The 24,935-nt window shown below is 42.8% G+C and carries 34 protein-coding genes, 1 tRNA gene and 2 pseudogenes; 28 read left to right on the top strand and 9 right to left on the bottom strand.

Annotation, left to right across the window (positions count from 1 at the left end; genetic code table 11):
• Nucleotide 1: 1 nt before the first annotated feature.
• The 3 genes from F597_RS0114645 to F597_RS0114655 all read left to right on the top strand — a co-directional run bounded on the left by F597_RS0114645 (nt 2) and on the right by F597_RS0114655 (nt 6,589).
• Entirely contained in the window at nt 2–1,303 is a 1,302-nt protein-coding gene (locus tag F597_RS0114645; protein WP_169337987.1) for a DUF4959 domain-containing protein, read from the top strand.
• A 117-nt stretch (nt 1,304–1,420) separates the two neighbouring features.
• Nucleotides 1,421–3,004, top strand: coding sequence for a DUF4998 domain-containing protein (locus F597_RS0114650; protein ID WP_019540509.1), 1,584 nt, complete (start codon nt 1,421–1,423; stop codon nt 3,002–3,004).
• Nucleotides 3,005–3,298: 294 nt separating this feature from the next.
• A complete protein-coding gene (locus tag F597_RS0114655; RefSeq protein ID WP_169337988.1) occupies nt 3,299–6,589 on the top strand; it encodes a glycosyl hydrolase in 3,291 nt (1,096 codons plus the stop codon).
• On the opposite strand, the gene F597_RS0114660 is transcribed toward F597_RS0114655, so the two are convergent.
• Nucleotides 6,576–6,914 (bottom strand): nuclear transport factor 2-like protein, encoded by a 339-nt coding sequence (locus F597_RS0114660; RefSeq protein ID WP_019540511.1) that lies wholly within the window; start codon nt 6,912–6,914, stop codon nt 6,576–6,578. The genes F597_RS0114655 and F597_RS0114660 overlap by 14 nt on opposite strands.
• Before the next feature lie 201 nt (nt 6,915–7,115).
• Between F597_RS0114660 and F597_RS0114665 the strand changes: the two genes are divergently transcribed.
• From F597_RS0114665 to F597_RS0114680, 4 genes and pseudogenes are all read left to right on the top strand, one after another.
• Nucleotides 7,116–7,502 carry a winged helix-turn-helix transcriptional regulator gene (locus F597_RS0114665; protein WP_026327503.1) on the top strand — a complete coding sequence of 129 codons (387 nt, stop codon included), beginning with the start codon at nt 7,116–7,118 and terminating at the stop codon, nt 7,500–7,502.
• Between the two features lie 673 nt (nt 7,503–8,175).
• A complete protein-coding gene (locus tag F597_RS20930) occupies nt 8,176–8,595 on the top strand; it encodes a type IV toxin-antitoxin system AbiEi family antitoxin (RefSeq protein ID WP_019540513.1) in 420 nt (139 codons plus the stop codon).
• A pseudogene (locus tag F597_RS22085) lies at nt 8,592–9,168 on the top strand (nucleotidyl transferase AbiEii/AbiGii toxin family protein). The gene F597_RS20930 and the pseudogene F597_RS22085 overlap by 4 nt, the downstream one beginning before the upstream one ends.
• Nucleotides 9,169–9,416: 248 nt before the next feature.
• Nucleotides 9,417–10,418 carry an LLM class flavin-dependent oxidoreductase gene (locus tag F597_RS0114680; protein WP_019540514.1) on the top strand — a complete coding sequence of 334 codons (1,002 nt, stop codon included), beginning with the start codon at nt 9,417–9,419 and terminating at the stop codon, nt 10,416–10,418.
• A 258-nt stretch (nt 10,419–10,676) separates the two neighbouring features.
• Here the strand turns inward: F597_RS0114680 and F597_RS0114690 are convergent, their stop codons facing one another.
• The 8 genes and pseudogenes from F597_RS0114690 to F597_RS0114720 all read right to left on the bottom strand — a co-directional run bounded on the left by F597_RS0114690 (nt 10,677) and on the right by F597_RS0114720 (nt 14,225).
• On the bottom strand, nt 10,677–11,327 hold the full coding sequence (locus F597_RS0114690; RefSeq protein ID WP_019540516.1) for a carbonic anhydrase: 651 nt from the start codon (nt 11,325–11,327) through the stop codon (nt 10,677–10,679).
• A gap of 268 nt (nt 11,328–11,595) precedes the next feature.
• A complete protein-coding gene (locus F597_RS0114695; RefSeq protein WP_019540517.1) occupies nt 11,596–11,958 on the bottom strand; it encodes a hypothetical protein in 363 nt (120 codons plus the stop codon).
• A gap of 225 nt (nt 11,959–12,183) precedes the next feature.
• Nucleotides 12,184–12,420 (bottom strand): annotated as a pseudogene (locus tag F597_RS0114700) (AlbA family DNA-binding domain-containing protein); the annotation flags it as partial.
• A gap of 280 nt (nt 12,421–12,700) precedes the next feature.
• Nucleotides 12,701–12,764, bottom strand: a tRNA-OTHER gene (locus F597_RS22440).
• Nucleotides 12,765–12,816: 52 nt separating this feature from the next.
• The gene (locus F597_RS22625) at nt 12,817–12,963 is read right to left on the bottom strand and encodes a hypothetical protein (protein WP_019540519.1); all 147 of its coding nucleotides are present in this window, start codon (nt 12,961–12,963) and stop codon (nt 12,817–12,819) included.
• Nucleotide 12,964: 1 nt separating this feature from the next.
• Nucleotides 12,965–13,318, bottom strand: a complete 354-nt coding sequence (locus F597_RS0114710) for a hypothetical protein (RefSeq protein ID WP_019540520.1) — start codon at nt 13,316–13,318, stop codon at nt 12,965–12,967.
• The gene (locus tag F597_RS0114715; protein ID WP_019540521.1) at nt 13,318–13,839 is read right to left on the bottom strand and encodes a hypothetical protein; all 522 of its coding nucleotides are present in this window, start codon (nt 13,837–13,839) and stop codon (nt 13,318–13,320) included. Before F597_RS0114715 ends, F597_RS0114710 begins: the two co-directional genes overlap by 1 nt.
• Nucleotides 13,840–13,877: 38 nt before the next feature.
• Nucleotides 13,878–14,225, bottom strand: a complete 348-nt coding sequence (locus F597_RS0114720; protein ID WP_019540522.1) for a helix-turn-helix domain-containing protein — start codon at nt 14,223–14,225, stop codon at nt 13,878–13,880.
• 245 nt (nt 14,226–14,470) lie between these two features.
• Here F597_RS0114720 and F597_RS0114725 point away from each other — a divergent pair, with 245 nt between their 5' ends.
• The 21 genes from F597_RS0114725 to F597_RS0114830 all read left to right on the top strand — a co-directional run bounded on the left by F597_RS0114725 (nt 14,471) and on the right by F597_RS0114830 (nt 24,911).
• The gene (locus tag F597_RS0114725; protein ID WP_019540523.1) at nt 14,471–14,746 is read left to right on the top strand and encodes a hypothetical protein; all 276 of its coding nucleotides are present in this window, start codon (nt 14,471–14,473) and stop codon (nt 14,744–14,746) included.
• Nucleotides 14,743–15,300, top strand: coding sequence for a helix-turn-helix transcriptional regulator (locus F597_RS0114730; protein ID WP_019540524.1), 558 nt, complete (start codon nt 14,743–14,745; stop codon nt 15,298–15,300). The genes F597_RS0114725 and F597_RS0114730 overlap by 4 nt, the downstream gene beginning before the upstream one ends.
• A 4-nt stretch (nt 15,301–15,304) precedes the next feature.
• Entirely contained in the window at nt 15,305–15,475 is a 171-nt protein-coding gene (locus tag F597_RS0114735) for a hypothetical protein (RefSeq protein ID WP_157279157.1), read from the top strand.
• Between the two features lie 102 nt (nt 15,476–15,577).
• On the top strand, nt 15,578–15,865 hold the full coding sequence (locus tag F597_RS0114740) for a hypothetical protein (protein ID WP_019540526.1): 288 nt from the start codon (nt 15,578–15,580) through the stop codon (nt 15,863–15,865).
• 150 nt (nt 15,866–16,015) lie between these two features.
• Nucleotides 16,016–16,300, top strand: coding sequence for a hypothetical protein (locus F597_RS0114745; RefSeq protein ID WP_019540527.1), 285 nt, complete (start codon nt 16,016–16,018; stop codon nt 16,298–16,300).
• A gap of 11 nt (nt 16,301–16,311) precedes the next feature.
• Nucleotides 16,312–16,644 (top strand): hypothetical protein, encoded by a 333-nt coding sequence (locus F597_RS0114750; RefSeq protein ID WP_019540528.1) that lies wholly within the window; start codon nt 16,312–16,314, stop codon nt 16,642–16,644.
• On the top strand, nt 16,641–16,796 hold the full coding sequence (locus F597_RS22445) for a hypothetical protein (RefSeq protein ID WP_019540529.1): 156 nt from the start codon (nt 16,641–16,643) through the stop codon (nt 16,794–16,796). Before F597_RS0114750 ends, F597_RS22445 begins: the two co-directional genes overlap by 4 nt.
• 35 nt (nt 16,797–16,831) lie before the next feature.
• Nucleotides 16,832–17,782, top strand: coding sequence for a recombinase RecT (locus F597_RS0114760; RefSeq protein ID WP_019540530.1), 951 nt, complete (start codon nt 16,832–16,834; stop codon nt 17,780–17,782).
• A gap of 1 nt (nt 17,783) precedes the next feature.
• A complete protein-coding gene (locus tag F597_RS0114765) occupies nt 17,784–18,017 on the top strand; it encodes a hypothetical protein (RefSeq protein WP_157279159.1) in 234 nt (77 codons plus the stop codon).
• 19 nt (nt 18,018–18,036) lie between these two features.
• Complete coding sequence (locus F597_RS0114770; RefSeq protein WP_019540532.1) at nt 18,037–19,254, top strand: hypothetical protein; 1,218 nt, start codon at nt 18,037–18,039, stop codon at nt 19,252–19,254.
• Entirely contained in the window at nt 19,255–19,911 is a 657-nt protein-coding gene (locus F597_RS0114775; RefSeq protein WP_019540533.1) for a hypothetical protein, read from the top strand.
• Nucleotides 19,912–19,916: 5 nt separating this feature from the next.
• Nucleotides 19,917–20,195, top strand: a complete 279-nt coding sequence (locus tag F597_RS0114780; RefSeq protein ID WP_019540534.1) for a hypothetical protein — start codon at nt 19,917–19,919, stop codon at nt 20,193–20,195.
• Nucleotides 20,192–20,608, top strand: a complete 417-nt coding sequence (locus tag F597_RS0114785) for a hypothetical protein (protein ID WP_019540535.1) — start codon at nt 20,192–20,194, stop codon at nt 20,606–20,608. The genes F597_RS0114780 and F597_RS0114785 overlap by 4 nt, the downstream gene beginning before the upstream one ends.
• 243 nt (nt 20,609–20,851) lie before the next feature.
• Nucleotides 20,852–21,058, top strand: coding sequence for a hypothetical protein (locus tag F597_RS0114795; protein WP_019540537.1), 207 nt, complete (start codon nt 20,852–20,854; stop codon nt 21,056–21,058).
• Nucleotides 21,055–21,273: a hypothetical protein gene (locus F597_RS0114800; RefSeq protein ID WP_019540538.1), complete on the top strand. Its 219-nt coding sequence runs from the start codon at nt 21,055–21,057 to the stop codon at nt 21,271–21,273. Before F597_RS0114795 ends, F597_RS0114800 begins: the two co-directional genes overlap by 4 nt.
• Entirely contained in the window at nt 21,257–21,463 is a 207-nt protein-coding gene (locus F597_RS0114805; RefSeq protein WP_019540539.1) for a hypothetical protein, read from the top strand. Before F597_RS0114800 ends, F597_RS0114805 begins: the two co-directional genes overlap by 17 nt.
• Nucleotides 21,453–21,803, top strand: coding sequence for a hypothetical protein (locus F597_RS21740; protein WP_019540540.1), 351 nt, complete (start codon nt 21,453–21,455; stop codon nt 21,801–21,803). The genes F597_RS0114805 and F597_RS21740 overlap by 11 nt, the downstream gene beginning before the upstream one ends.
• A gap of 20 nt (nt 21,804–21,823) precedes the next feature.
• A complete protein-coding gene (locus F597_RS0114815) occupies nt 21,824–22,423 on the top strand; it encodes a hypothetical protein (RefSeq protein WP_019540541.1) in 600 nt (199 codons plus the stop codon).
• A gap of 6 nt (nt 22,424–22,429) precedes the next feature.
• Nucleotides 22,430–24,109, top strand: a complete 1,680-nt coding sequence (locus F597_RS0114820) for a DEAD/DEAH box helicase (RefSeq protein ID WP_019540542.1) — start codon at nt 22,430–22,432, stop codon at nt 24,107–24,109.
• Entirely contained in the window at nt 24,099–24,578 is a 480-nt protein-coding gene (locus tag F597_RS21745; RefSeq protein WP_019540543.1) for a hypothetical protein, read from the top strand. Before F597_RS0114820 ends, F597_RS21745 begins: the two co-directional genes overlap by 11 nt.
• Nucleotides 24,579–24,581: 3 nt before the next feature.
• Complete coding sequence (locus F597_RS0114830) at nt 24,582–24,911, top strand: hypothetical protein (RefSeq protein WP_019540544.1); 330 nt, start codon at nt 24,582–24,584, stop codon at nt 24,909–24,911.
• Nucleotides 24,912–24,935: the final 24 nt, after the last annotated feature.

A 24,935-nucleotide genomic window follows, 5' to 3' on the forward strand; every position in this document is an offset into this window, starting at 1 on the left:
GATGATGAAACAGCTTAAAATAGTATTTTCTATAGCTTTTATTTTCTTTTATGCCTGTGGGGAGGACCAGTTGAACAATCCCACCGGAAGCACTGAAATACCCCGGCAGGTTACGGTAAAAGAGGTGGTAAATTTCAACGGCGCTTCCATTATATACTACGACCGTCCAAACGACGAAAACCTACAGTACGTAAAAGCGGTCTGGACTACGGATGATGGAATTGAATATAACCAGACGGCATCCTTTTATACGGACTCGTTGTTGGTGGACGGATTCGGTGAAGAGGGGAGCTATACGGTGAAACTGTATTCGGTGAGCCATGGACAGACCTATTCCGAACCGGTGGAGGTGACGGTAAACCCGACACGCCCTCCCTACATGGTCGTACATGATAACCTCCAGATATTGCCCACTTTCATGGGTATCCGTGTTACGGCGGAAAATGAGACAGGGGCAAAGCTTGCATTCCGCACGTTTAAACAGGATCAGGCAACAAATGAATGGGTAGAAGTAGGTACCCACTACACCGTGAATCCGAATGTGGAATATTTCAACCGCGGGCATGAGCCCGATATCGAGCAGAATTTCCGTGTGCAGGTACGTGACAAATGGGGCCACTGGTCGCCTCCGAAAGATGTTGTCTGCGCTCCATGGTTTGAAATGGAGTTGCCGAAAGATATCTTTAACGAAATCGCCCTTTGTAACTTATCGGGTGACGGTTCATATGTCCCGGATCAAACCGGTTACGCTTTACCCTCGAACTTCTGGGGACATAAAATGCACTCGTGGTCAGGCTCCGCCGTGTCATTCGACAGGCTTTATGACGGTGTAATCGGTGCCAGCGGGGAATGCTACCATACAAAACCGTTAGCACCCTTTCCCCAGCATTTCACCATTGACCTCGGGGCCCAGTATAACCTCAGCCGTTTCCTGTTGTGGCCACGTAACGACGCATCAAACCAGTTCCGCGGCGGACACCCCCAGATCGTCCGGATTTATGGGGCATCGTACAACGGCGACAGTCCGAGTGAATTGGTGGATGATATCAACGACGAAGAGGCATGGCTTGACCTGGGACTGTTTTATCTTTCAAGGGCCGATGGTTCGTTCGACCCCTACCCGGGCACTAACGACCGTACTGCCGAAGATAATGAAATACTCGCAAACGGGCATGAGATGACACTGAATGCCATCGACCAACCGGTACGCTATGTACGCGTGCAGGTAATCAAGACTTTTGCTACAAGTCTTCACGCCGGATCGGTGCAGATAGGTGAAATCAGCTTTTTCGGTGCAAACTAATCATGTACTACCCAATAATATCAGCATATAATGAAACGAGCAAAAAAATTGTTTTCACCAGGGAACATGATTATTGCGAGTTCCATACACCGACAAGAAAAAAAATAAAATAATCGTATGAAACATAAAATACCTTTTTTTATCATCTCAGTCATCTGTTTGCTTTATTCATGTAGTCCCATGGATTACAAATACAGTGACTTTATTAAAGACGGGCCGATCACTTACCTCACCAAACTGGATGAATCTGAGGTGAAAGGAATCGGCGGACGTAACCGCATACGAATTGTAATTCCGGAACTGGACGATCCCCGTGCATCGAAGGTTGAAATATACTGGATGAATAAACAGGAACACCTTGTTGAGTCCCTCAATGAGTCCGGAGAGACGAACGTGTATATCGATGATCTCGTGGAAGCATCATACATATTTGAACTTTCAGTATTGGATGATAAAGGCAATAGTTCCATACCGGTAGCCATTACCGCGACATCATACGGCGTAATATGGGAATCCCTTTTACAAAACCGGCTGATCGCATCTCAGGAGAGGGAAGGAGATGATTTCAAAATCACGTATGATGTGAATATAGATGAAAGACTGTTGGGAACTGAGTTTGAATGGAAACAAGATGGAGAAGGAACTTCTTTTACCCAGTTCATTGATTCGGCACAGACTACCGGTTACCTGGAGGATTTTAAAGCAAGTTCATTCCGGTACCGTTCTGTTTACCTGCCGGAGCCCGGTAGCGAAGATTTGTTCTACTCTTCCTGGGAGTATTACATGGAAGTTCCCGGTATCCAGGAGGTAGAGTTTGATAAAGGGACCACTACCTTTACATTGCCGCAACCAAATGATGGTTTCTGGGTTGGATATGAGTTTATCTGGACAGACAAAACGTCAGGGCAATCAAGGTCGCAGGTAACCAATACAAACACTATTACTTTGCAGGATTATAATGGCATGGCTGTAATCTACAGGGCGCTGTATGAGTTTGATGATGTCGCGGTATCTTCCGAAGGAATTGAATTTTCCACCGTCCGATACGTCGATCTGGACAGGAGCAATTGGTATGCAGCGCCTGAAACCCGGATTTCAGACGGCGCCCCGCTCAATAATAACAGTGAAGCCCAGGTGAATGAGAAAAATAAATCAACATTCCTTTCCCACCTGTTATTTTATGCCGCATCAGGTACAGATGCCCAAATATCTCCCTGGGCGCACTTCGATGGCAATGAAAATACATATCTGTCGATGATAAAAGGGTACGGGAAGACTTACCTGGATAACCGCAACAAAACCGGTGTTCTGCATAGCTTTGGCGGTGTCTCAAGCGATGGTAACGACCTCTATTTTATTATCGACCTCGGTAAAGAAGAGTCGTTCAATTATTTTAGAATGGTCTATCGGGGAGGACAAGGTAATGGGAATTTGAAGCCCCAAAAGGTGAGTTTTTTCGGGAGTAACGATCCGGATTGTATAACCGACATGAGCAAGTGGTCTGTCATACAGGAAAGTGTGAGTTTGCCGGGAAGTGATCTGGCGTCCAACAGTTCAGATCCCAACCATCCCGGCAGGGTGACGGGAAATGTCACCATACCCGAGAGCAGTTACCGCTTCTTCATGTTGAGGTATGATGAATGGACCGAAGCTTCAAACTCGGTAGCGGTAGCTGAATTTTATCTGGGAATGTTTTATTAGCATTGTTAAGTAAGTCAAGATGTGTAAAACAAAGGGATAATATTTAATACACAATTTATTCTTCCAACTAAAAACAGAGATAGTTGCCGACCCGGATCGGCAACTATCTCTTAATTTTTTGTATTTTTGTCTTACTGATCCGTGATAATTATTCAGGAGTAGTCCTGATAGATATAAAGAGTGTCCTTTTAAATCAATTGACAATATGAAACAAGCATGAACATCATTACAGCCAAGATGATGATTAAAAGCGAGTTCCATATGATACCTTTGAAAATAAATAATTTCAATCATATGAAAACGCATTTGTGTGAAAAAACGTTCCTGTCTTTCTTTTTAGCTGGTTTATCGTTTTTCTTTTTTATCTCCTGTTCCGGTAGTCGGGAAAGGGAAGTTTCGAAAAATAATCGGCTTGACAAAGAGATTTTCAAGAACCCCGGCAAAGACCATTATCCGGAGACATGGTTTCATTTTATCGGAGGCAACGTGTCGAAGGAAGGTATAACAGCCGACCTGGAAGCCATTGCTGCTGCCGGCATCTCGGGTATCCAACTGTTCCACGGGCAATTCGGAGGAGAATGGCCGGGCGTGTCCCCACAGATCAAGGCATTGAGTGAATCGTGGGATGGCCTTATCGTCTGGACAGCCGAAGAGTGCAAGCGGTTGGACCTTAATTTCACCATGCAGAATTGCCCTGGCTGGTCTTACGCAGGAGGGCCATGGATAGAACCGGAGAATTCCATGCGGCACCTGGTACGTTCCCGTACCGACATACACGGCGGTCAAATGGTAAATATCCCATTGGAAATACCTCAACCCAGTGAAGAGGAGTGGCGCAATTATAAAGATCTTTTTGTGATCGCGTTCCCTACACCGGAAGGGGACACGGGCACCCGGTTAATTCCCTCCGCCATACACAGTAATCGCACTGATCTGCCGTGGGAAGAATGTCTGGTGGGACAAAAGAGACTGGTATTGTCGCCTTCTGTGTCCGAACCGACAACCATTGATGTGGAGTTTGGCGAAGAGACAACCGTCCGCACGGTGGAATTTCCACCGGTAAACTCATTTTCTCATGCATGGAGCTATTCACCGGATATCACGGTCACCGTTTATGCCGAAACCGGTGGTGGAATGAAACAGATTGCCCGTCTGGACATGCCGCCGGGAAGCTGGCAGGATGACCAGCCTATTTCTATAGCCTGTGAGGAAACAACAGCACGAACCTACCGTATAGAGATCTCCAACCTGCACGACATGGCGATATCATATATCAACTTTTACTCTGCTGCCCGGCAACAGAACTGGGAGTCGGAAGCGGCCTGGACATTAAGGAGGATTGTCAGGGAAGATTATCCCCGGCAATCCCCGGTCGCCTGGGTCGATCCTTCCACAATTGCAGATATCACGGAAAAGATGGATCCTTCAGGAGTATTATCATGGGACGCCCCCGAAGGGAAATGGACTGTCCTGCGGATAGGGCATGTGAATACCGGGATGAAGAACGGCCCGGCTCCTCCGGAAGCTACCGGGTGGGAATCCAACAAGCTCGACACCTCAGGAGCCAGGGCGAACTTCGAGGGTTATATAGGCCGGTTGCTGGCCGACAACAGCAGCCTGAAAGACGGGCTACTGAACGGCATGCTGATCGATAGCTGGGAGTGCAGGACCCAGACGTGGACGGCAGGCTTAGACAACATCTTCCGGGAAAAATGGGATTACTCCCTGTTCTCCATGTTTCCCGCCATCTTCGGATATGTGGTCGAAGATCCGGAGACCACAGCCCGCTTCCTGCGGGACTGGCGGGTCACCTTAAACGACCTGCTGGTGAAGAATTTCTTTGGTGAGATGGGTCGCATTGCACAGGAAAACGGATTGAAGCTCTCATTTGAAACGGCATCCGGAGATATTTTCCCCGGAGACATACTCGAATATTACAAGTACGCGGATGTGCCGATGTGTGAATTCTGGCATCCACGGCAGGATTCTTATGTCGGCAGCATCGAATTCAAGCCGGTAAAACCGTGTGTATCGGCAAGCCGTGTATACGGAAAGGGAAGGACCGCCGCCGAGGCATTCACTTCCTTTGACCTGTCGTGGAACGAACATCCCGGTTTCCTGAAAGACCGGGCGGACGAACACCTGGCACGGGGTGTGACCCACATGGTGTTCCATACCTACACCCACAATCCCCGTACCGATTTTCTGCCTCCGGGCACCTCCTTCGGTTCCGGCATAGGAACTCCTTTCCTGCGTTTACAAACCTGGTGGGAGCATATGCCGCACTTTACCGGTTACCTGGCAAGGTGTAACTACATGCTTGAAAGCGGGAATCCGGTATCGGACGTACTGATGTACCTGGGAGACGAGCAGAACCATAAACCGCAGCAATCTCTTGATTTTCCGGAAGGCTATGCGTACGACTACTGTAATCCGGACGTATTGCTGAACCGCCTGTCGGTCAGGAACGGGCAATTGCTGACACCCGAAGGGATTGCATACCGCATCTTATGGTTGTATGACTGCAAAAGGATGTTACCCGAAACGCTGGAGAAGATACTTTCCTTTGCGCAGCAGGGAGTAATAGTCGTAGGAGAACCACCCGCAGGCATCGCGACACTGAGTGGGGGAGAAGCGGAAGAAACCCGTTTCCAAAAGGCGGTCGAAGCTCTCTGGGGAGACGGCAGCCAGAGTGTTCGTAAAGTCGGGAAAGGGAAAGTCTATACCGGCAATGTCGAGTCGGCCCTGACGTCCGAAAAAATTCAACCGGATATTGACGTCAGGTTTTCCGATGTCCGCTGGTTGCACCGCAAGACAGACGATTGCGACTTTTATTTTCTATCCGCTCCGGAAGGAAAAGGGTACCAGGGTACTATTTCATTCCGCAGTAAGGGCAATGCCGGGATATGGGACCCGCTGACGGGTGAAACCCGGGGTGTGGCATCCAGGCTGACGGAAGAAGGATATACGCAAGTAGAGATGGATCTTCCGGCAGGCACATCCTGCTTTGTAGTGTTCCGGGAAAGTAACGTCTCCCAACCGGAAGAACTTCTCCCTGCCGCCGAAAAGCTGCTCTCCGTTACCGAAGAAATAGAAATCCAGGATGGCTGGGAAGTCTCTTTCCCTGCCGGATGGGGGATAGGGGGGTCACCCGTTAAAATCGACCGGTTAACGGCATGGAAAGATATTCCGTCACTAAGCATGGAGGGTAAAGCCTTTTCGGGTACGGCTGTTTATCTTACAACTTTTCAGATAGATAATACAGCGGATAAAGTACAGTATTTGCTTGACCTGGGACAGGTGGAGATGATTGCCAAAGTCACTCTGAACGGATCGGAGGTAGCCACCAAATGGACTTATCCCTATCAGATGGATATTACCGAATACCTGCAACCGGGTGAAAACAGGCTGGAAGTAGCCGTGACCAGCACCTGGTTCAACCGGCTTGCCTATGATGCCGGTTTACCTGAACAAGATAGAAAAACCTGGACAATCAATGGTCCGAAAGCAGGATCACCCCTAAAGGATTACGGGTTATTGGGTCCGGTATTTATCTCTCGAATTTCACTTATTACTCATTGCTGAGTGTTATTTCTAAACGCTCAATCATATTGTCTGTTATCTCCAGATGGTAATCCAGCGCGACCGGGCTTCCATCAAAATCCCCTGAAATTACGGCTGTCAGAATACCTCCTGAATCGGTTCCTGAATATTCAGTGGGCACCATGGTTATTTTGAATTGTTGATTGGCGTCTTCAATCCAGTCCTTTATTGCCTTCTTACCCTTATACTCCCTTTCTTCGTCGATGACATGTGCTTTTTCTGAAAAACAATCGGCATAAGCATCGCTGTCATAATTTTTTTGTGCTGTTAATAAGTCTGATACGACTTCCGGTAATTTTAAATCCATTGTTCTTTATTTTTAGTTATTAAACCACCACCCCCAAAGGAGGTGGATTTTTAAAATGAGTTGATTAGTGGGAGGATTAAATCCTTGGCCCCACACGTTAGTCTTTTGGTGCAAAATTAGGGGATATGCCGGGTTCATACAAGTACGGAAAAATGAATCGGATAGGGATAAATTTCTCCCCTATTGTGCAATTTTGAATATATGGGTATATTTGTCCCTATGTATGAAAGAAAGATACCGTTAAGTCTGAATTGCGGCCTTGACCTGATTGGTGAAGTCCTTTACGGCAAGTGGAAAATCCGCTTATTGTGGTTTATCCATGAGGGACATAAACGCCCAAGTGAATTACAACGCAAGATTCCCGATGCTTCCCGCAGGGTCCTGAACATGCAGTTGAAAGAAATGGAAGAACACGAATTGATTACAAAAAAGATTTATCCGGTAGTTCCTCCAAAAGTAGAATATAGTCTGACTGAGTTTGGAGAAACGTTGATCCCAGTTATTTCGGTATTGGGTCAATGGGGAGATGAGCACCAGGAACGTTTACGGCAACTCATCCTGAAGCGATCAGGGCAAATAACGGGTTGATTAAAAGCTGTTTAATCCGTTTCACGTTTTTTGTTTTTTCTACCTTAAGTCAGAGAGAGTAATATCAGCTTGTTTGACGTAGAAGTTGATTTCCAGGTTATTGTCGGATCTCAATATTTTAAAATAGTGACTCCAACTTAAAACGTTAGACAGTGTCTCACTTTTTGGAAAAGTTAGATATAACTTTCCTATATGTACCATAACGTCCTGTTTTTGCCTGTAGACTGATAATGTTTGCTTTTTCCATCAAGTCTTTTACGCTGACTCTAAAACTATTCAGGCACGCCTGACTTTTAATTATGTCGAATTCGACATAATTAAAATCGGGATTATACATGCTTTCCCAAATACCAATGTATTCTAAGGTATTGCGATTGCGTAACCAACTGGTAACAAAAGAATGGCAATAAGAGGAATCGCTCACAAATGGTTAGTCTCAACAAATATAAATTTTCCCTGGCCACTTCTATCTTATACTTTAAGTAGAACACAGCCTGACGGAGTTAGGATATTTTCAGCTTTTTTCTATTTCAGTACTTTACGACTTTCTATGTCCTGTTTTCAAAAAATAATGTAATTAATACAATGACAGTGAGGTTTATATAGTTAAAATAAAGCGTAAACGTACCCTTCATCTAATGTATCCAAGGCAAAGAATAATATCCTTGAATGGGTGTACAGGAAGGAGATTCCTGAGCAGCTTTTGCAGACGAGGAACTCGGAAACAGGGGTTGTTCGTTTCTCAAATCCGGAACTTACAGCGATGGATCTGATACAATACGAACAACATATAGGCGGACTATCCAGGGCTGCAACCGTTTTGGAAGAACTGGCGGAACAAACCGATTTCTCAACGGCATCGGAAGGATTATTCAACTACACATCTGTGGCTGCAATACAACGATTGGGATTTATATTGGAGAGTATCCTGGAAGGAAAACAACAGGCAGATGTGTTATACGAACAGTTACGTATATATGGGAGGAAGCTGAATTATATCCCGTTGAGTACGCGCTCCAACAGGGTAAGTTGGGATAAAGATACCCGCTGGAAAATAAATGTAAATACTGAAATAGAAACGGACAATATATGATAAACAGGGCATCCATCACCCAATGGCGGGCACTAGCTCCCTGGAATACCAACGAACAGGTAGAACAGGATTTGATAATATGCCGTGCATTGGTAGCCATTTTCAGTGATGAGTTTTTAGCAAGCCGGTTGTACCCATCCGGTTGAAAATTGAAATCAACTGTTTCGAACACTTTAACGAGTTGGGATTGGTCAAATTCCCTTTTTCTATGGAAAACAGTTGGTTTTCGGGAAATAGCGAATTGACTACCTATGTATTAGAAGAATTATTGGGAACAAAACTCCGTGCATTGTACCAGCGAAAAAAAGGCCGTGACCTGTTCGACTTGTATAAAGCGCTGACTTTGGCAGACGTTGATATTGATTTGATTATTCGTTGTTATAAGCGCTACATGAAATTTACGGTACCTAAGCTTCCCACTCATAAGCAATTTGTCCAAAATATGGAGAATAAGATGGATGATCCCGGATTTTGGGGGATATGGAAAACCTGACGCATTCCGATGAAACATATGATATGCAAAAAGCGTACCGTATAGTAAGAGAGAGAATTATTGATAGATTGATAGATTGATAGATTGAACAACACCCGTATTCCCATTTTTTACAAGTAACTCTTTTTATCTACCACTCAATTATGATTAAAAATATCAACCTTGTAAAAATCGACCGGAAATTTGTTCAACAATAATTGGGTAAAATCGTTTAGTGGATGTTATATTTATGTGAACATTTGATATTGTATCGATAAAGGAACAGGACGGTCAATGATTGGGCATCTGTAACTTTATTCGATATAAACGCTATTGAATTGTTGAAAGTATGGACAAAAAGATTGATATTTCGTTGCTGGATTTAGGTGTCGTGGTAGAAGGACAGGATATTCCCGACGCACTCAAAGAAATCGTGCACACTGCACAACATATTGAATCGCTCGGGTATAAAAGGATCTGGATAGCCGAACATCATAATACGGTGACTGCTTCTACTGCTGCCACAGCAGTTTTAATAGGTCATATTGCTGAAAAGACAACTACCCTGAGAGTCGGGGCAGGGGGGATTATGCTTCCCAACCACACTCCTTTGGCAATCGCTGAACAGTTTGGAACATTGGATATTTTATATCCGGGCAGGATTGATTTGGGATTGGGGCGGGCCCCGGGCACAGACCCGGCAACAGCCGCCGCCCTGAGGCGGAATAACTTATCTACGACCCATCATTTTCCAGAAGATATTCAAGCGTTGCAACACTATTTCAGTAAAGAAAACAGTCGTGCAAAGGTACGTGCTTTGCCGGGTGAAGGACGGGATGTACCTCTTTGGATACTCGGTTCCAGTACCGACAGTGCGTATCTTGCAGCCGAATTGGGTCTGGCGTACGTGTTTGCTTCGCACTTTGCACCGTCATCGTTATTCACGGCAATCGATATTTATAGAAGCCATTTCAAGCCTTCGGCATATCATGCCAAACCTTACCTTATGGTTGGTGCGAATGTAATTGTAGCTGACACAAACGAAGACGCTACTTTCCTGAAAACAAGCCTGCAACAGTTTATATTTGGTCTTGTCACCAGGAATCCGACCAGGTTGTCCCCGCCGGTGAAAGATTTGTCCCCGGCTTTTTCCCGCCCGGAAGTGAAACAGGCTTTGTACAGTATGATGGCCTGCACATTTTATGGCGATAAAGAGAAAGTAAGGACCCAAATAAAAGATTTTATAGAAAAGACCGGCGCCGACGAGTTATTCATTACGAACTATATATATGACAAGACAGCCCGTTTTAAATCACTGGAATTGTTAGCGGAAGCTATGGAGTTAAAATAATTGAGGTAACGGTTTGGCTTCAACTCGTATGCCACACACAAAAAACGAAGGCCGGAAAATGATAGTGTATTACATGATTCATCTCGGGATATCCAGGCCCTAGGCTGCCAGATCGGTCACCAGATAATGTAAACTTTCGTTCCTGAACCGGTAGGGGACAATAACAGTACTTCTGCTTTCATAGCACAAAACTAAGGTATTATAGCTCATGGTTTTTCTCTTCCTATCTTTTTGCGATATGGCAGAGACAGGGAATTTTCATACTTTACCGGTAATATCATATATCTCTTTGATTTTCGCAAGCTCCCCTTCAAAATCAAAATGCAGATCATGAAGCCGGGCGTCTTTGATATCGAATACCCATCCGGCTACTTTCGGATATCCGTTCTTGTAATATGACTTTTGTACTTCTGCCATTTTTAATACATTACGGCACTGTTCATAGATATTGATTTCAACAAAACGACGATATCTCTCTTCCGTATCTTCAATGGCATTGAGCTCTGTTTTATGGAGACGATAGACATCACGTATACTACGCAGCCAGGGATTAAGGATTCCATAGTCTAAATTTCCCATGGCAGCTTGTATGCCTCCGCATCCGTAATGGCCGCAAATAATGATATATTTAACCTTGAGATGTTCCACTCCATAGTTAATGACCGAAAGAGCGCTCAAATCAATGGCATTCACCATATTGGCAATATTACGGTGAATAAAGACCTCTCCGGGCTTTAATCCCATCACCTGATTCGGATGCACCCTGCTGTCTGAACAACCGATATACAGAAAATCAGGATGTTGCTCTGCTGCCAGTAGCTCGAATAATTCGGGATTATCTACCTTATTCTTTTCTATCCACTTTCTATTGGCTTCAAATATTTGGTCATACTTTTCCTGATCAGACATATCAATGAATTTTAAATAATACGCGTTTTGTGGGCTCACTTATCGAAAACATTCCATGCAGACTTGTCCTCTTTCCGCATTACTTAACAAAATAGCTGTATTATTTGTTGCGGGCTATGTAGTAATAGAGGCTTAAATCTTCGGATCACAAAATCACTTCAAAGCTAATGAGCCTCTTAACTTGGTTAACTAATAATTACGGACGGAGTTATACTGTAAAAGCCGGACTGATCCCCGGCTTTTTTTAATTCGTCTAAACTTTTACAATTTAAGGTTCATCTGGTTGTTCTCCTATTCCGCCTTTCGGTTTCCATTGATCTATATTGTCATAAAAACCATAATAAAGTCCATCTATACACCCTTGAAAATAATTATGTTTATCAGGATAGAGTTGTTGTAATCTGCCTAAATCATTACGCACATTATTATAGCTTCCATAATCTGGCCTTATTCTTTCCATAAGAATAATTTTTCCATCTACGATCATAGGAGACACTTCTACCAAGTCCCATGTTGCGTACATTTTCCCTCTTTCATAATGGGCATCATACCCATCTTGATAAGAATACTGAGAGAAAGCATTAAAAGTGAAGTAAAAAGTTAAAGACAATAAGATAACAATTTTTTTCATAATTATTAATTTAAAAACAAAGTATATTTCACGTTTGGTTATTTAGTGAGATATTGCTATTATATTTTGCGAATTTAAACATAAAATCCAATATATCCAAAAAAACATTATAGCTTTTCTTTTAGTTGTTTTCCAAATATCGTTAGACGGTATTTTTGTAGTAGACTATTCGTCTATCTTGTATTTCCTGCCTATCCATTTCTTTGTCTAAAGCTTTGAATCCATATTCTCTACCGCCACATCAAATAATCCCATACAAGAAGGCATGAAATTATTTTTCAGACGGTCTTTTATTTTAAGCATATCTCCGTCAATATCAGGAACACCGACAACATTCCCTTTTTTGTCAATCCCGATATAAATAACACCACCTTCTTTATAATTCAGAAAAGCAACAGCTTCTTTTTCTAAATTGTTAGTAAGTTGTTGTTTATATTCTATACGGTTGGTCTCTGGATTCATGTTTCTATTTATTATTAGATTTAGTCATAGATTCCAATTCCTCTTGCTATTTTAACGGTTCAAAGGTCTTGATGATTATGTGCATCATCTGCTGATCGCCCACAGAGCTTAATCTCGTTTTGCATTAAAAACTAACAACAACAAAGTTATGAAAAAGAAACAGAAAAATAAGGGTGAAGAAAGCGGTTGAAAAACTCAATATCTGAACCCGTGTGTGAATTGTGCATTACTTAATAAAAAAACACCTACCGGAATACCGATAAGTGTTTTATTTTTGAAGTGGGCGTTGACGGATTCGAACCGCCGACCCTCTGCTTGTAAGGCAGATTTTATTTTGCCGTATCGAGCTGTTTTATAGCCGCTTATGCGGGACTGGTTTTTTATTTCAAAGATATTTCAAAGAGCGGGCGATTTTGTCGCCTTTTTTTGTTCCGTTTTTTCGTGATGGAGTAGGGCGACTTCCTGTTCCAGGGCGTTCACTTTTTTACTCAATTCTTCGATCTTTTTTCGCTGAAGAGTGATAATTTTGTCTTTATCTTCCATCTTAGTTAATCTTACTGAGCACCCAAACCCCATCTTCATACCCGTAATCCATCGTGAGGGTATTTCTGTTGTTGAAGAATTTACCGGATGCATATACGCCGGTTGACTGGATCAGTGTTACATTGTCGCCATCGATAGTGTACCTGACTTCATAATCTATTGAACCGCCGTCAACTTTCACATAAAAATGATCTACACATTTTCCGTCCGGCTTGAAGGCAAGCATTCTCCTCACACCATCCTCATTCTCGCCTGAATAGTTCACATAATCAAGCGTTTCCCCGCCATCATCTTTAGAGCATGATACAACAATGAGGGGAAACAGAATCAAAAACAGGAAAACAATCCTTTTCATTATTCGTCTATTTTATTTTGTCTCATTAATCTTCTGCCTTCAAAATCGCTATTACGGAGCGGAGCTCTGAAGTTCAAATGCCCATATTCCTTTTCATACTCTATCCGGTTTGATTCAACGAGTATAAAGTCCAGGATCCTGTCAGTATCTTCCGGATTGAATACCTCATCTTTGATTCGATCAATCAATGTCTCATCGAAATAAGCCGGGGCGATACGTGATAAATAACCTTCTGACAAGCATAGCCATTTCACATGAGCCTGCTGTAAAGCATAAAATATCCTTGTCTTATCTTCGTGCCCGTGCAAATCGAAACCATCATAGCCAAATGTACTATCTACCCAATCAACCGACTTCCAGAACATTAGGTTGAAATAATCCCATTTCTCAAAAAGTTCTTTGATGGATATATGTATCGTATGCAGGTCGTTTTCAAATGTATGTTCACTGAATTTATTAGCAAGTTTTTCGACAAGCGGATAATTCTTTGATTTGGACTTATGAAATTTCAACGTGAACATACATCTTTATTTATATAAAGGCCTCTTAACTCCGAAAACTAACTTACATCTGCACATGCAGCATCCTCCCCGGGGGCAACACTTTTTTCCCCTTGTTCAATTTGAACTTTTAGCCTTTCATTTTCCCTAATCAACTCCTCAATCTTATCATCCCTTTCTTTCAGATAATTTATTATCTGGGATGTTTCATTTGAGATATTATCAAAAAAGATGCTGGGAGAGACATCGAGAGTTTCAGCAATAGAAACTAATGTTTCTATTTTGGTCGAATTATTTCTAATGAGTTTATTTAACGCCTGATAGCTAATACCGGCGCGCTCTGCAAGAACCCCGAGCTGTATTCCCTTTTCCCTTGCCAGGACTTCGATTTTGCTCAAATCGACCATATTAATATTATTTAACTACAAAATATCAACTAAAAGTTTCATATCAGAAACTAATAGTATATATTTGCAACATCAAAAGTTTTAAAAACGCAAATGCGTGGATGAAACAGAGATATTAATACACTGAATAAGAGGGTGGTATCACCGACGGCAAATCAATAGATAGCCACCCTCTACTTTCAATAACTATTTAAAACAGAAACAACTAATTACAATCAGTCGTAACTATTTAAAACATTGCAAAGATGGACAAAAAAAACAAGAAACACAAGATTGAAAAGAGCAATCTTGCAAATTTACCACTCAAAGAGTATTACGCTACTCTTCCCGCCGCTTCTCGAAAAATACCCAAATCACCACGAGATGAATTTATGGCCGAGATTATGGCTGTGACCGGACGTTCGCACTGGGCGGTGCGCCAATGGTGTTTAGGGAACATAGTACCACCGCTTCACGTGCAGGATAAAATGGCAGATCACTTTGGGACTACCCCCGAAACTCTTTTCCCGAAGGCCGTATGAAAAACAAGGAATTCTACATCACGCCTACCGGCGGCATAATGATCCATGACGATAACGGAGTGCACGAACTCACGCAAAAGGATCGTGAGTTCATTTCCAAAATGATGGTAAGGATCGGTGACTTCTATCCAGAGGCGCTTTCCGCTCTATCAAAGGAATATGACTGTCGCCGCTTCAATGTGCCCTACTATGAATATTCGATTGTAAGCCGGTTTATCCGGTGCAATTGGGGCCGCTATGACAGCGTGATTGATGTCGATCAATTCGGTTACTTCAATTTCGAAGAAGTTGAATGCCCGTTGCGTGGTTCAGGTGACTGCAAACTTGACGGCATAGTATGCCGGCCGAAATTCAACTCGAAGTTGTCGGATCGTGAACTCGAAGTAATGCGCAATTACTACGATAATTTGACCGCCGAACAGGTAGCGGACAGGATGTGCATTTCGATTGAAACGGTGCGTACCCACAAGCGCAACGCTTTCAAACGGACCGGTACCCGGTCACTCGCTGAATTCTTTCTCTATGCAAAGAACAATAACCTATTTAATGACTGACAACATGAAGATAGTAGTAACAAAAGCAGTATGCGAACTTATCAATGGCGACCGTAAAGTAATCAACGATAAAGTTGTCGTGGCAACCGACCTCGAAAGTTACAGGAAGCAGATATTCAAGGTTACGCCCAATTGCCGGACTGTTCGCTTCACCTACGAAGAATTACCCGATTAACAACTCCAATAATTAACAACAGCCCGGCCAAAGCGTTGGCGGGTGTTAAGCAACATAAAATCCAACTCGCTTTATAAACTCGAATATTAACCGTTGTGGATTATGGAAGATAGAATAATCGAAACAATCGTATCGAAATCAATTGAGATAGGGGTGTTCAATACCCTCAACCGGTTAGGCATCACCCACGAAATTGTAACGGAATCACAGGCGAAAAAACAATACGGAAAACGCCTGATAGATCAATGGCGCCGCAAACGCTGGATCGTCGGTTATCCGACAGGGAACCCGAAACGCGGCAAAGTGTATTTCAAACGCACTGAATTAGAAACTGCAAGCCGGATGCTCGATATACAAAACATCATACCGGCAAATAAAATATTCAAATAACTAACTATTTAAAACAAGGCAATTTATGAAATCTCCATTTTATAAGATTTTTCATATTCTCAATACAACTGTGGTTATTAGTAGCTATGGCATTTGCGCCGTATGCAGGCAAAGAGTATTATTTAAAATTCAATTAAAACGGACAACAAAATGAAAACAATCAGAGCAATTTTCACAAAAGAAAAACAAGCCGAGCCAACCGGCCGGGCGTATTCATTCAATACCGAATTGGATGTACAGGTCGGCGATCTTATAGCATCAAACGACTACAAAGGGAAATATCTACAGGTAGTCAAGATCGAGGATGATGTTTACCATCACTTTTCTTTCAAGAATGGTGAATTGAGAAAATCTCCGGGATTGGGTTACGGACAAATCAAAACTTTGACCGATGCGGTGATTACGGAAGTTGAGCCTGAATTTGACGGTTTTTAAAATTCAAAGCGATGAAAGAATTCAAAGGAGCAAAAGGGCCGTGGAAACTCGAATCATCATTCGTGGGCTCAGAGATAATAAATGTGCGATCATCTGATGACATGCCGGTGTGCAGTGCTTATGGCTGCGGAGGGCGTCATTATGACATTGATGCCGCAACCCGCAATGCTCAACTTATATCTGCCGCACCTGAAATATTTGAGTCCTTGCAGGAATTTGTATCGAGAGATGAGAAGAGGCTGCAGAGAGCGGCAAAATGGTTTCTTCCCAAGCGATGGTTCAGGAAAACGTATGCTGCTGTCGAGAAAGGCCGGAAAGCGATCAATAAAGCATTACAGCCATGAAAAAGATCATTGATAAATGGTATGCCTTCACCGATAAGCTATTCGAGGAAAAGGCCAATAACATCATCTGTGTCGCTCTGCTTATTGTGGCATTGGCACTGATAGCGATACAGGCAATCAGAGGTATCGGTTACATACTAATCGCAAATTAAATCACATTTCAATAACTATTTAGAACAAAACAATTATGAGTACAGCAATTCAAATCAGGGTTGAAGAAATCAACGCCCTGGAACCGGCGAAAATCGTCGAAAGCCCAAAAGTTGAACAGAAGTTCATTCAAATGTACAATGCCATCCATGGTACCGACAAAGGTGTTCAGATGTACCAGAAAGAAGTTTTCAATTTCCAAAAAGTTTTACAGGAAAATCCGGCTTTACAGGAATGCAGCAAGATGAGCCTTTATGGCTGTTTTTTGGACATGGCAGTTAACGGTTTGTCACTTGATCCGACCGGCAGGCCCCATTGCTACCTGATACCCCGCAGCACGAAAACAGGATACAAGGATGAAAAAGGTAATGACATCTATGAGAAACGGGCATCCGTCTCCGTAACCGGTTATGGAGAATTAGTAATGAGAATGAGAGCCGGGCAAATCAAATATGCGGATAATCCGGTGGTAGTATACGAAGGAGATGTTTTCTCTATCAACCTCGATCAAGGGATCAAAAAAATAACCTATTCGGCTGCCATTCCCCGTAAATCAAACAAGATCGTTGGCGCTTTCATCCGAATTGTCAGGAATGACGGTTCAGAAGATTATCAGTGGCTTTTGGAAGGCGATATCGACCGCCTGAAAGGCTTTAGTGAACGGGCGAATAGCTACTGGGATAAGAATGCCCGTAAGCGTGTTATCGGCAAAGCAAATGAGCTGTATTCGTCTAACGGCGGGCAAATAGATCCTGGCTTTCTCGAAAACAAAATGATAAAACATGCTTTTGATGCATATCCGAAAGTGAAAATCGGGAAATTCACGAATATGCAATCGTTAGAAGAACCGGAACAAGAAATTGATTACGGTATCGAAGAGGGGGAAGCGGAAGTAATCAATAACGGGTTCGATGAACCGGAAACGGTACAACAACCTGAAATAGTTCAACCGGCCGTTACGGTCGAAGATGAGGATGAGGGATGGTGATATGGCAACAGTAAATATTGACATAGATGATTATCTCGACGAAGCCGGTACGGACGAACTCGTATGGGAATTGAAGAGACGGGCAAAGAGGGAAAATAAGTCGCTCAGGAAGATGTTCAGCGATGCCCAATTGCCGGTAGGTGATACAAAAGAAATTATCTGCGATTTACTCGGATTGAATTATTTAGCATCGAAAGATGACATCATCATCGAACTGATAAAGAAACTGAACTAACTATTTAAAACATCAACAAATGACAACACAGACAACCAATCTACCTATCAAGGTAGAAGAATTTACAAACATCATCCAGAATGCGCCCGGCATTCTGCAGAGGAATCAAAAATCAGTCACGAACTGCAATAAAGCGGGAAAAACATTGCTCGATACCATCGAAGGGAATGGAGAAATCGATAATGACGAGTTGGACGATAAAGTGGCTGAATATATTCGATTGTCGAAAGTGACAGTAAATAATATGAACGAACGCCGTTCACCGATTACACAGTTGCTTACAAAAATCGCAAAAGAGTTTACCTCTTTGGAAAACGAAATAAACCCGGAGAACAAAAATTCCATTGCCTCAAAATTGCAGGTTTTCCGCAATAAATATGCCGCAAAGAAACTGGCCGAACAGAAGGCACGTGAAGAGACTGAAAGGAAGCGTCAGGCTGCTGAAAATGAAAAGAGCGAATACCGTGCGGACCTGGCTTTATCAATGCAGAAATATTATTCTTCCTATTTCGAAGATAAAGCAGTCGAATTGTCAAACCTCTTCGCCGGCCTGACGCTTGAAAACTTTGACGTTGATTCCCAAAAGGTAGCCGATTTTCCTACCGAATACAATGCCGGTGAACACTTCAAAGGATTTAAGGATGGTTTCCGTTTCGTGTATCTCGAAAAACCGGACATCGACAAAATCAAGGTTGAGGTTGTGCCACCCTTCATGAAAGAATGTGAGAAAAAGTTTCGGGACGATATACAGTCGATGAAAGATGATTTCATATTACTACTCCCATCGAAACGAAAGGATCTCGAGCGTATCGCAGAGCTGAAAAAAAAGGATACGGAAGCGGCAGCGCTTGCAGAGGCCCAGGCAAGGATCCGTGAAGCGGAAGAAAATCAGAAGCGTGAAGCGGAACGAAAGGCCAAAGAGCAGGAAGAAAAACTAAAACTTGAGGCTCAAGCTTCACAGGCTGATATTTTCAACTCGTTCAATCAAACAGCGGCAGCCGCCCCGACATCAATACCTGATGCCAAAGTAACGAAGAAAATCAAAGTAAACAATGCGAAAGGTTTTCTCGAAGTGTACCAGATGTGGTTTATCGGTGAAGGTGCAACCCTGTCTATTGAAGAACTCGAAAAAGTGCATAAGAAAATGCTCACTTTCTGCGAAAAGAAAGCGAACAAGGATAGTGAGTTTATCAAATCCGCTTTTGTTGAGTATGTTGACGAAGTAAAGGCAAAGTAAATGGCTAATCCGGACACATATTTCAATCGAAAAGAAGTTAGCAATTCGGATTTAACCGAGCTGAAAAATCTCCTTTATCCCCGGACACAATACGGGGATAAGGAGAAAGCTTTCAAATTCGGAACGCTGATCGATGCCATCATTACAGAACCGGACCGGGTTGATTTCTACAAGCTGACGGTTGATGATGTTTTGTACCTGAAAGAAGATTTTGACCTCGCAATTGAAATGCGTAAATCCCTGATTGCGGAATCTCGTAAAGACACATTTCTGGCGAACGTATTGAAGCATGCGTCAACGCAAACCGTGAGCATCCGGCAAAATCAGCCATTCGATTATTGCGGTTTTGAGTTTACTCTCGACACTCGATGTAAATGGGATTTCTGGCTTTCGTCTGTGAATTTCGGCGGTGATCTGAAATCGACTTTCGCGGAATCACAAAAGCAATTTGAAGAGGCGATTGATTTCTTTGACTGGGATCGCTCCAGGGCGTGGTACATGGATATAATAGGTAGTGACCGGGATTTCATCTATGCCATCTCGAAAAAGAATTGCAAGGTGTTCAAATATTTTATTCAGCGGGGTGATAAAACCTATGAAAAAGGTAAAGAGAAATATCTCGACCTCGCATTCAAGTATTGGCAATTAATAGTTTGAAAATTATGGATAAAGAGATATTGGAGAGAGCTATCGACATTAACCGGAAGATTGTCGAATTAACGAATGACAAGGATTATTTTCAGCGAGAATTAGAATTACTGAGTGATCGGGATATCGAAAACGCCGTGGTGGCTTACGATTATATATCGCAAAAAAGCAAGTACACTCAAGAAATTACGCTCGACGGACACGAGAAATACACCATCATAGTGATCGATGCTATCATATCCGAACTGAACGAGAAAATTAAAGACTTAGAAGAACAATTTGCAGCCTTATGAACCTCGACATCGCAACACCCGAACAAATCATCAAGGAATTGACGGAAATAGACAGTTTCCTTAATATCACGTGCAGCGAGCAAATTGAGGAAGTTGTAAATCGGGGAAACGATTTAGCGGTCTATATCGCCCGATCAGGAAAATTATTGGCCGATTCAAAATACCATCTGAATGAAAAGATGAAAGATGAAATATTCGAGACAATCAAAGAGGCGGGCAAACAGGCAAAAGCCACATCGACGGCTGTAAATGGAATTATCAAGTCATTGTGCAAAAAGGAGCAATACATGGTCGATTGGTGTGAGCGTGTCAATCGATCCGCCACACATCAATTAGATTGGGCTCGCACATTGATCAGTAAGGCAAAAGAGGAGATGCGGATTTCAGGAAGTTATCAAAATTCAGGATTTTAGATTATGGAAACATCTCAATTACTTCTTTTCCCGGTTGAAAAGCAAAAACATGGATATAACCCATACCGGGGCACAGACGGCAAGTTTTGCAGTAAGGATCAATCCGAAATAGCTAAAAAGGATATCATCATCCACAAACAGCAAAGACAAATAACATACTTGAAAGGTCAAGTTGAGATGTACGAAAGGGCATATCTGGCATTAAGTAAAAGACTAAATAATAACCATTAAAACAGAAACATCATGTTCACGAAAAGAAAACTAAAACAGCGGATCATATCCCTCGAAGCACATGTAAGGGGATTGGTAGAAGAAAATCAGAAATTACAGGTAGCCGCAAACGATGCCAGATTGCAGGTTGAATCGCTCAGCAAAGCGATTGAAATGTATCAAAGCAAATTGCCGCTCCGGAACGCAAAAGGTCAATTCGTAAAGAAAGGAACAGCATGAAAGCGGCAAAATTTCAAGTCGGGGATAAAGTCGAAATAGTACCACGTAGGACCCATTTACCACATGTTAAAAAACACTACGGTAAAACACTGGTCGTAGAGGCTTTAATTATCACCCATTACGACGATTATTACTACAAGATTAAGGGTGTTGAAAATTACGCCCCAGAAGATGATTTAATCATTTCAAATAAACAACATGAGAAAGTTAATTAAGCACTTCATCGATTACGGCTATTTGCTCCGGGAGATTAACGATCTGTTATTGTACAGCTTCAAACCGGATGCGGTGGTATATAAATTCGACAATAATGAATTGTCTGGAATAGCACTCAGGATACAGAGAATGCATAACAGAATTAAAGAATTGGAACAACAACTAAAAGACAAAGAAAATGGAAAATGAAAAATTCGACCTACACTGTATCGTGGAGCTATTCGGTCACAATCGCATAGCCGGCCGGTGCACCGAACAGAATGTTGCCGGCACGAATATGCTCCGGGTGGATGTTCCGGAAACGAAGAAAAACAAAGCGTTTACCCGCATCCTTTCAGCTGGGGCAATTTACGCAATCAACCCCGTTTCGGAGGATATCGCCAAAGCAGTAGCGGAAACGCTCAACGTGGCACCTATCACCCCGTATGCGATCTCTGAGATGGTAAAAGATGAAATACTGAAAATTCCCGCACACTCCACCTCCGATGACGGCATAATGGATGTGGATTTTGAAGACCCGTTATTTTAAAATTTCAATGACTATCAAAAATGGAAGCAACAAACAAAATTCAAAAGGCAAAAATCAAAGATTATAAGCTGGAAGCGGCTTATGAAGAGTATTTTTCAGAAGAAAACTATTCAAACATCATCGAGAAAAAATGCGCTCAAATCGCACATGGTGATCTGCAGGCGGCACTTGACAAACTGAAAGTACATCTTGCATGTATTTGCGAAATGCCAGAAGCGGAAGCCATCAAGGAATTTGGCGTGTATGATTATCCGCTTTCCAAACTCGACGGCTATGTAGTGACCGGTTATACCCATGGTGGATCGGATGAGAGCGCAGGGGTTACAATCATCGGTAAAAAGCTGCTCAAATCAGGGAAAGTCCTCAACCTTATCTCTCCATTCATTCAATACGAAGATACCGATGCGTATCCTTTTGCCGGTGAATTGTATGCGGATATAGAGGCTTGTGATTATGAGGTAGAGCAATACCTTTTTCATGAGAAATTCGGTATCAAGCAAATGAGCCTTGATTTCGATGCTCCTGATGAAGCCGATATATCAGCAGAGCCTCAAAAACCGAAAAAGAGAGGCCGGAAGAAAAAAGAGATTGAAGTAAAAGCATTTGACCCGACAGCGTAATAAAATATGAATGTAAGTATAGATCCTCGCGGTTTTTATCGTATCAGTTTCCGGTATCGTCCATCCATCGTGGATGCAGTTAAGAAGATCGACGGGCGTAGATTTGACGGAAGAACAAAAGAATGGACTGTTCCGGTATCTCAACGGGAACAGTTGGATCGGCTTATCAGCTACGTTCAACGATTCGAGACTGTCATGTTTGAGAATGATGCACCGAAAACCGTCGAGGATGTTGTGTATGATTTGCCGGAATTAAAGCCGCTTTCTCAGCCCCATAATTTGAAGATAAATCCCTATCCGTACCAACTGGAAGGAATTCAAAGAGGACTCGAATTGAAGCGGTTTATGAACACGGACGAACCGGGTCTCGGAAAAAGTATGCAGTCAATCGCTACGATAAACCTTGCGGATGCATTCCCGTGCCTGGTGATTTGTCCGGCATCGCTCAAGATCAACTGGGAGCGGGAATGGAATAAATTCACAGATAAAAAGGCGATGATCCTATCCGATAGTGCAAAGGATAGTTGGCCGTTCTATTGGCAAACCGGATTGCACCAGGTGTTTATCGTGAATTATGAATCACTGAAGAAATACTTCGTTTTGCGGATCAAGAAAAAAGAACGCTGGACGCTTCGAGATGTTGAGTTCCGCAACACAATCAATCTTTTCAAATCAGTGATTATTGACGAATCGCACCGGTGCAAATCATCGGCCACACAGCAATCAAAATTCACCAAAGGGATTGCATCCGGTAAAGAATGGATCATCCAACTTACCGGTACTCCGGTAGTGAACAAACCAAAGGACCTGGTACCGCAATTATCCATATTAGGACGAATGGAAGATTTCGGCGGTTATAAACATTTCGTTCAACGGTATTGCTCCGGGCCTAACGAAGCGAGTAACCTAAAGGAGTTGAACTATAAGCTTTGGACTAATTGCATGTTCCGGCGTGAAAAGGCAAAGGTATTAAAGGATCTTCCGGATAAAATCAGGCAAACAATGGTTTGCGATATCACTAACCGGAAAGAATATATGGATGCTGAAAAGGATTTGATCTCATACCTGATCAAATACAAGGACGCTACCGACGAAAAGATACAAAGGGCGCTCCGGGGTGAAGTAATGGTACGTATCAATATACTCCGGCAGGTTTCCGCACGTGGGAAGATTAAAGAAGTAGTTGAGTTCGTTCAGGACTTCCGGGAACAGGGGCAAAAGATCGTATTATTCTGCTCACTCCATGAAGTGGTTGACGGCCTGAAAGCTGCTTTCCCATCTGCAGTATCGGTAACAGGCCGGGAGAACCAGGAGCAAAAACAAGCGGCTATCGATAGTTTCCAGAATAATCCCAAAACGGATATCATCATTTGTTCTATCAAGGCGGCAGGCGTTGGTTTAACGCTTACAGCGGCCTCAAACGTTGCGTTTGTTGAATTCCCATGGACTTATGCCGATTGCGTGCAATGTGAGGACAGAACGCACAGGATAGGGCAAAAAGACAGCGTTACATGCTATTACTTTCTCGGTAAAAAGACAATCGATGAAAAGGTTTACCAGATCATCCAGATGAAGAAAGCGATCGCCAATGCCGTTACCGGTAGTACGGATGAAATTCCTGAAAACATCGTAGACCTGATAGCCAAACTTTTTAATCAAAAAGAAACTGTTGATAATGGATTCTGATTTCTCGAGATATTACGAATTGAGCCTTCCGGTTGTCGCCAAACCAAAACGACGGACTGCCGGCATTGAATGGAGCGATGAAATGATCGAAATTATCACCTCAAAATTCGCCACTTCATTCAACCGTGACCTTGCCGATGAATTGGGTGTGAGTTTACGGACAATGATACGTAAAGCCCGGGAATTGGGATTGGAGAAGGAGCGGGGATTCCTGGATAAAAACAGGAAAGAAATATCACAGATGGCAAGGGAAGCCAGGCGACCAAACCCGACAAAAGGTCAAAAAGGATGGAGTGTTCCCGGCAGTGAGAAATACCGTTTCAAACCGGGCCACGTGCCGGCAATGAAGGATAATCCGGAGCTGATCGAACGTGTTCACCGGAAACGGAATGAGACTATTAAAAATGAGAGGTTCAGGTTGAGAGTAGGATTGCAGCCTGAAACAAAATTGAGATTGAAAAACTATTGAAAAATGGACTACGAAGGACAAATAGAGCGGAAAGCGGACGAATACGCTTTGAAATATATGAACGAAAAATATTCAGACACTAATTCTATGGCTGCGAAGGTGTTTTTCACCTCGGTCAAAAACGACTTTATGGCTGGAGCGGAAGCAATGCGAGCGATAGCGAATTCATGGTGTTCAAAACATGACAAGCCGAAAGATGGCCAAAAAATCATAGTAACTAATAATAATGACGATATGGCTATTTATGAAAAAGATAGCCGTGAAAACAAGCAGTATAATTCTGTTGCCGGGTATTGTGAGAATTTCACTAAATGGAAACCTATAGAATTTTAATATTATGATGAACGATGATTCAAT

It is taken from the genome of Proteiniphilum acetatigenes DSM 18083 (genome assembly GCF_000380985.1).
Lineage (GTDB): Bacteria > Bacteroidota > Bacteroidia > Bacteroidales > Dysgonomonadaceae > Proteiniphilum > Proteiniphilum acetatigenes.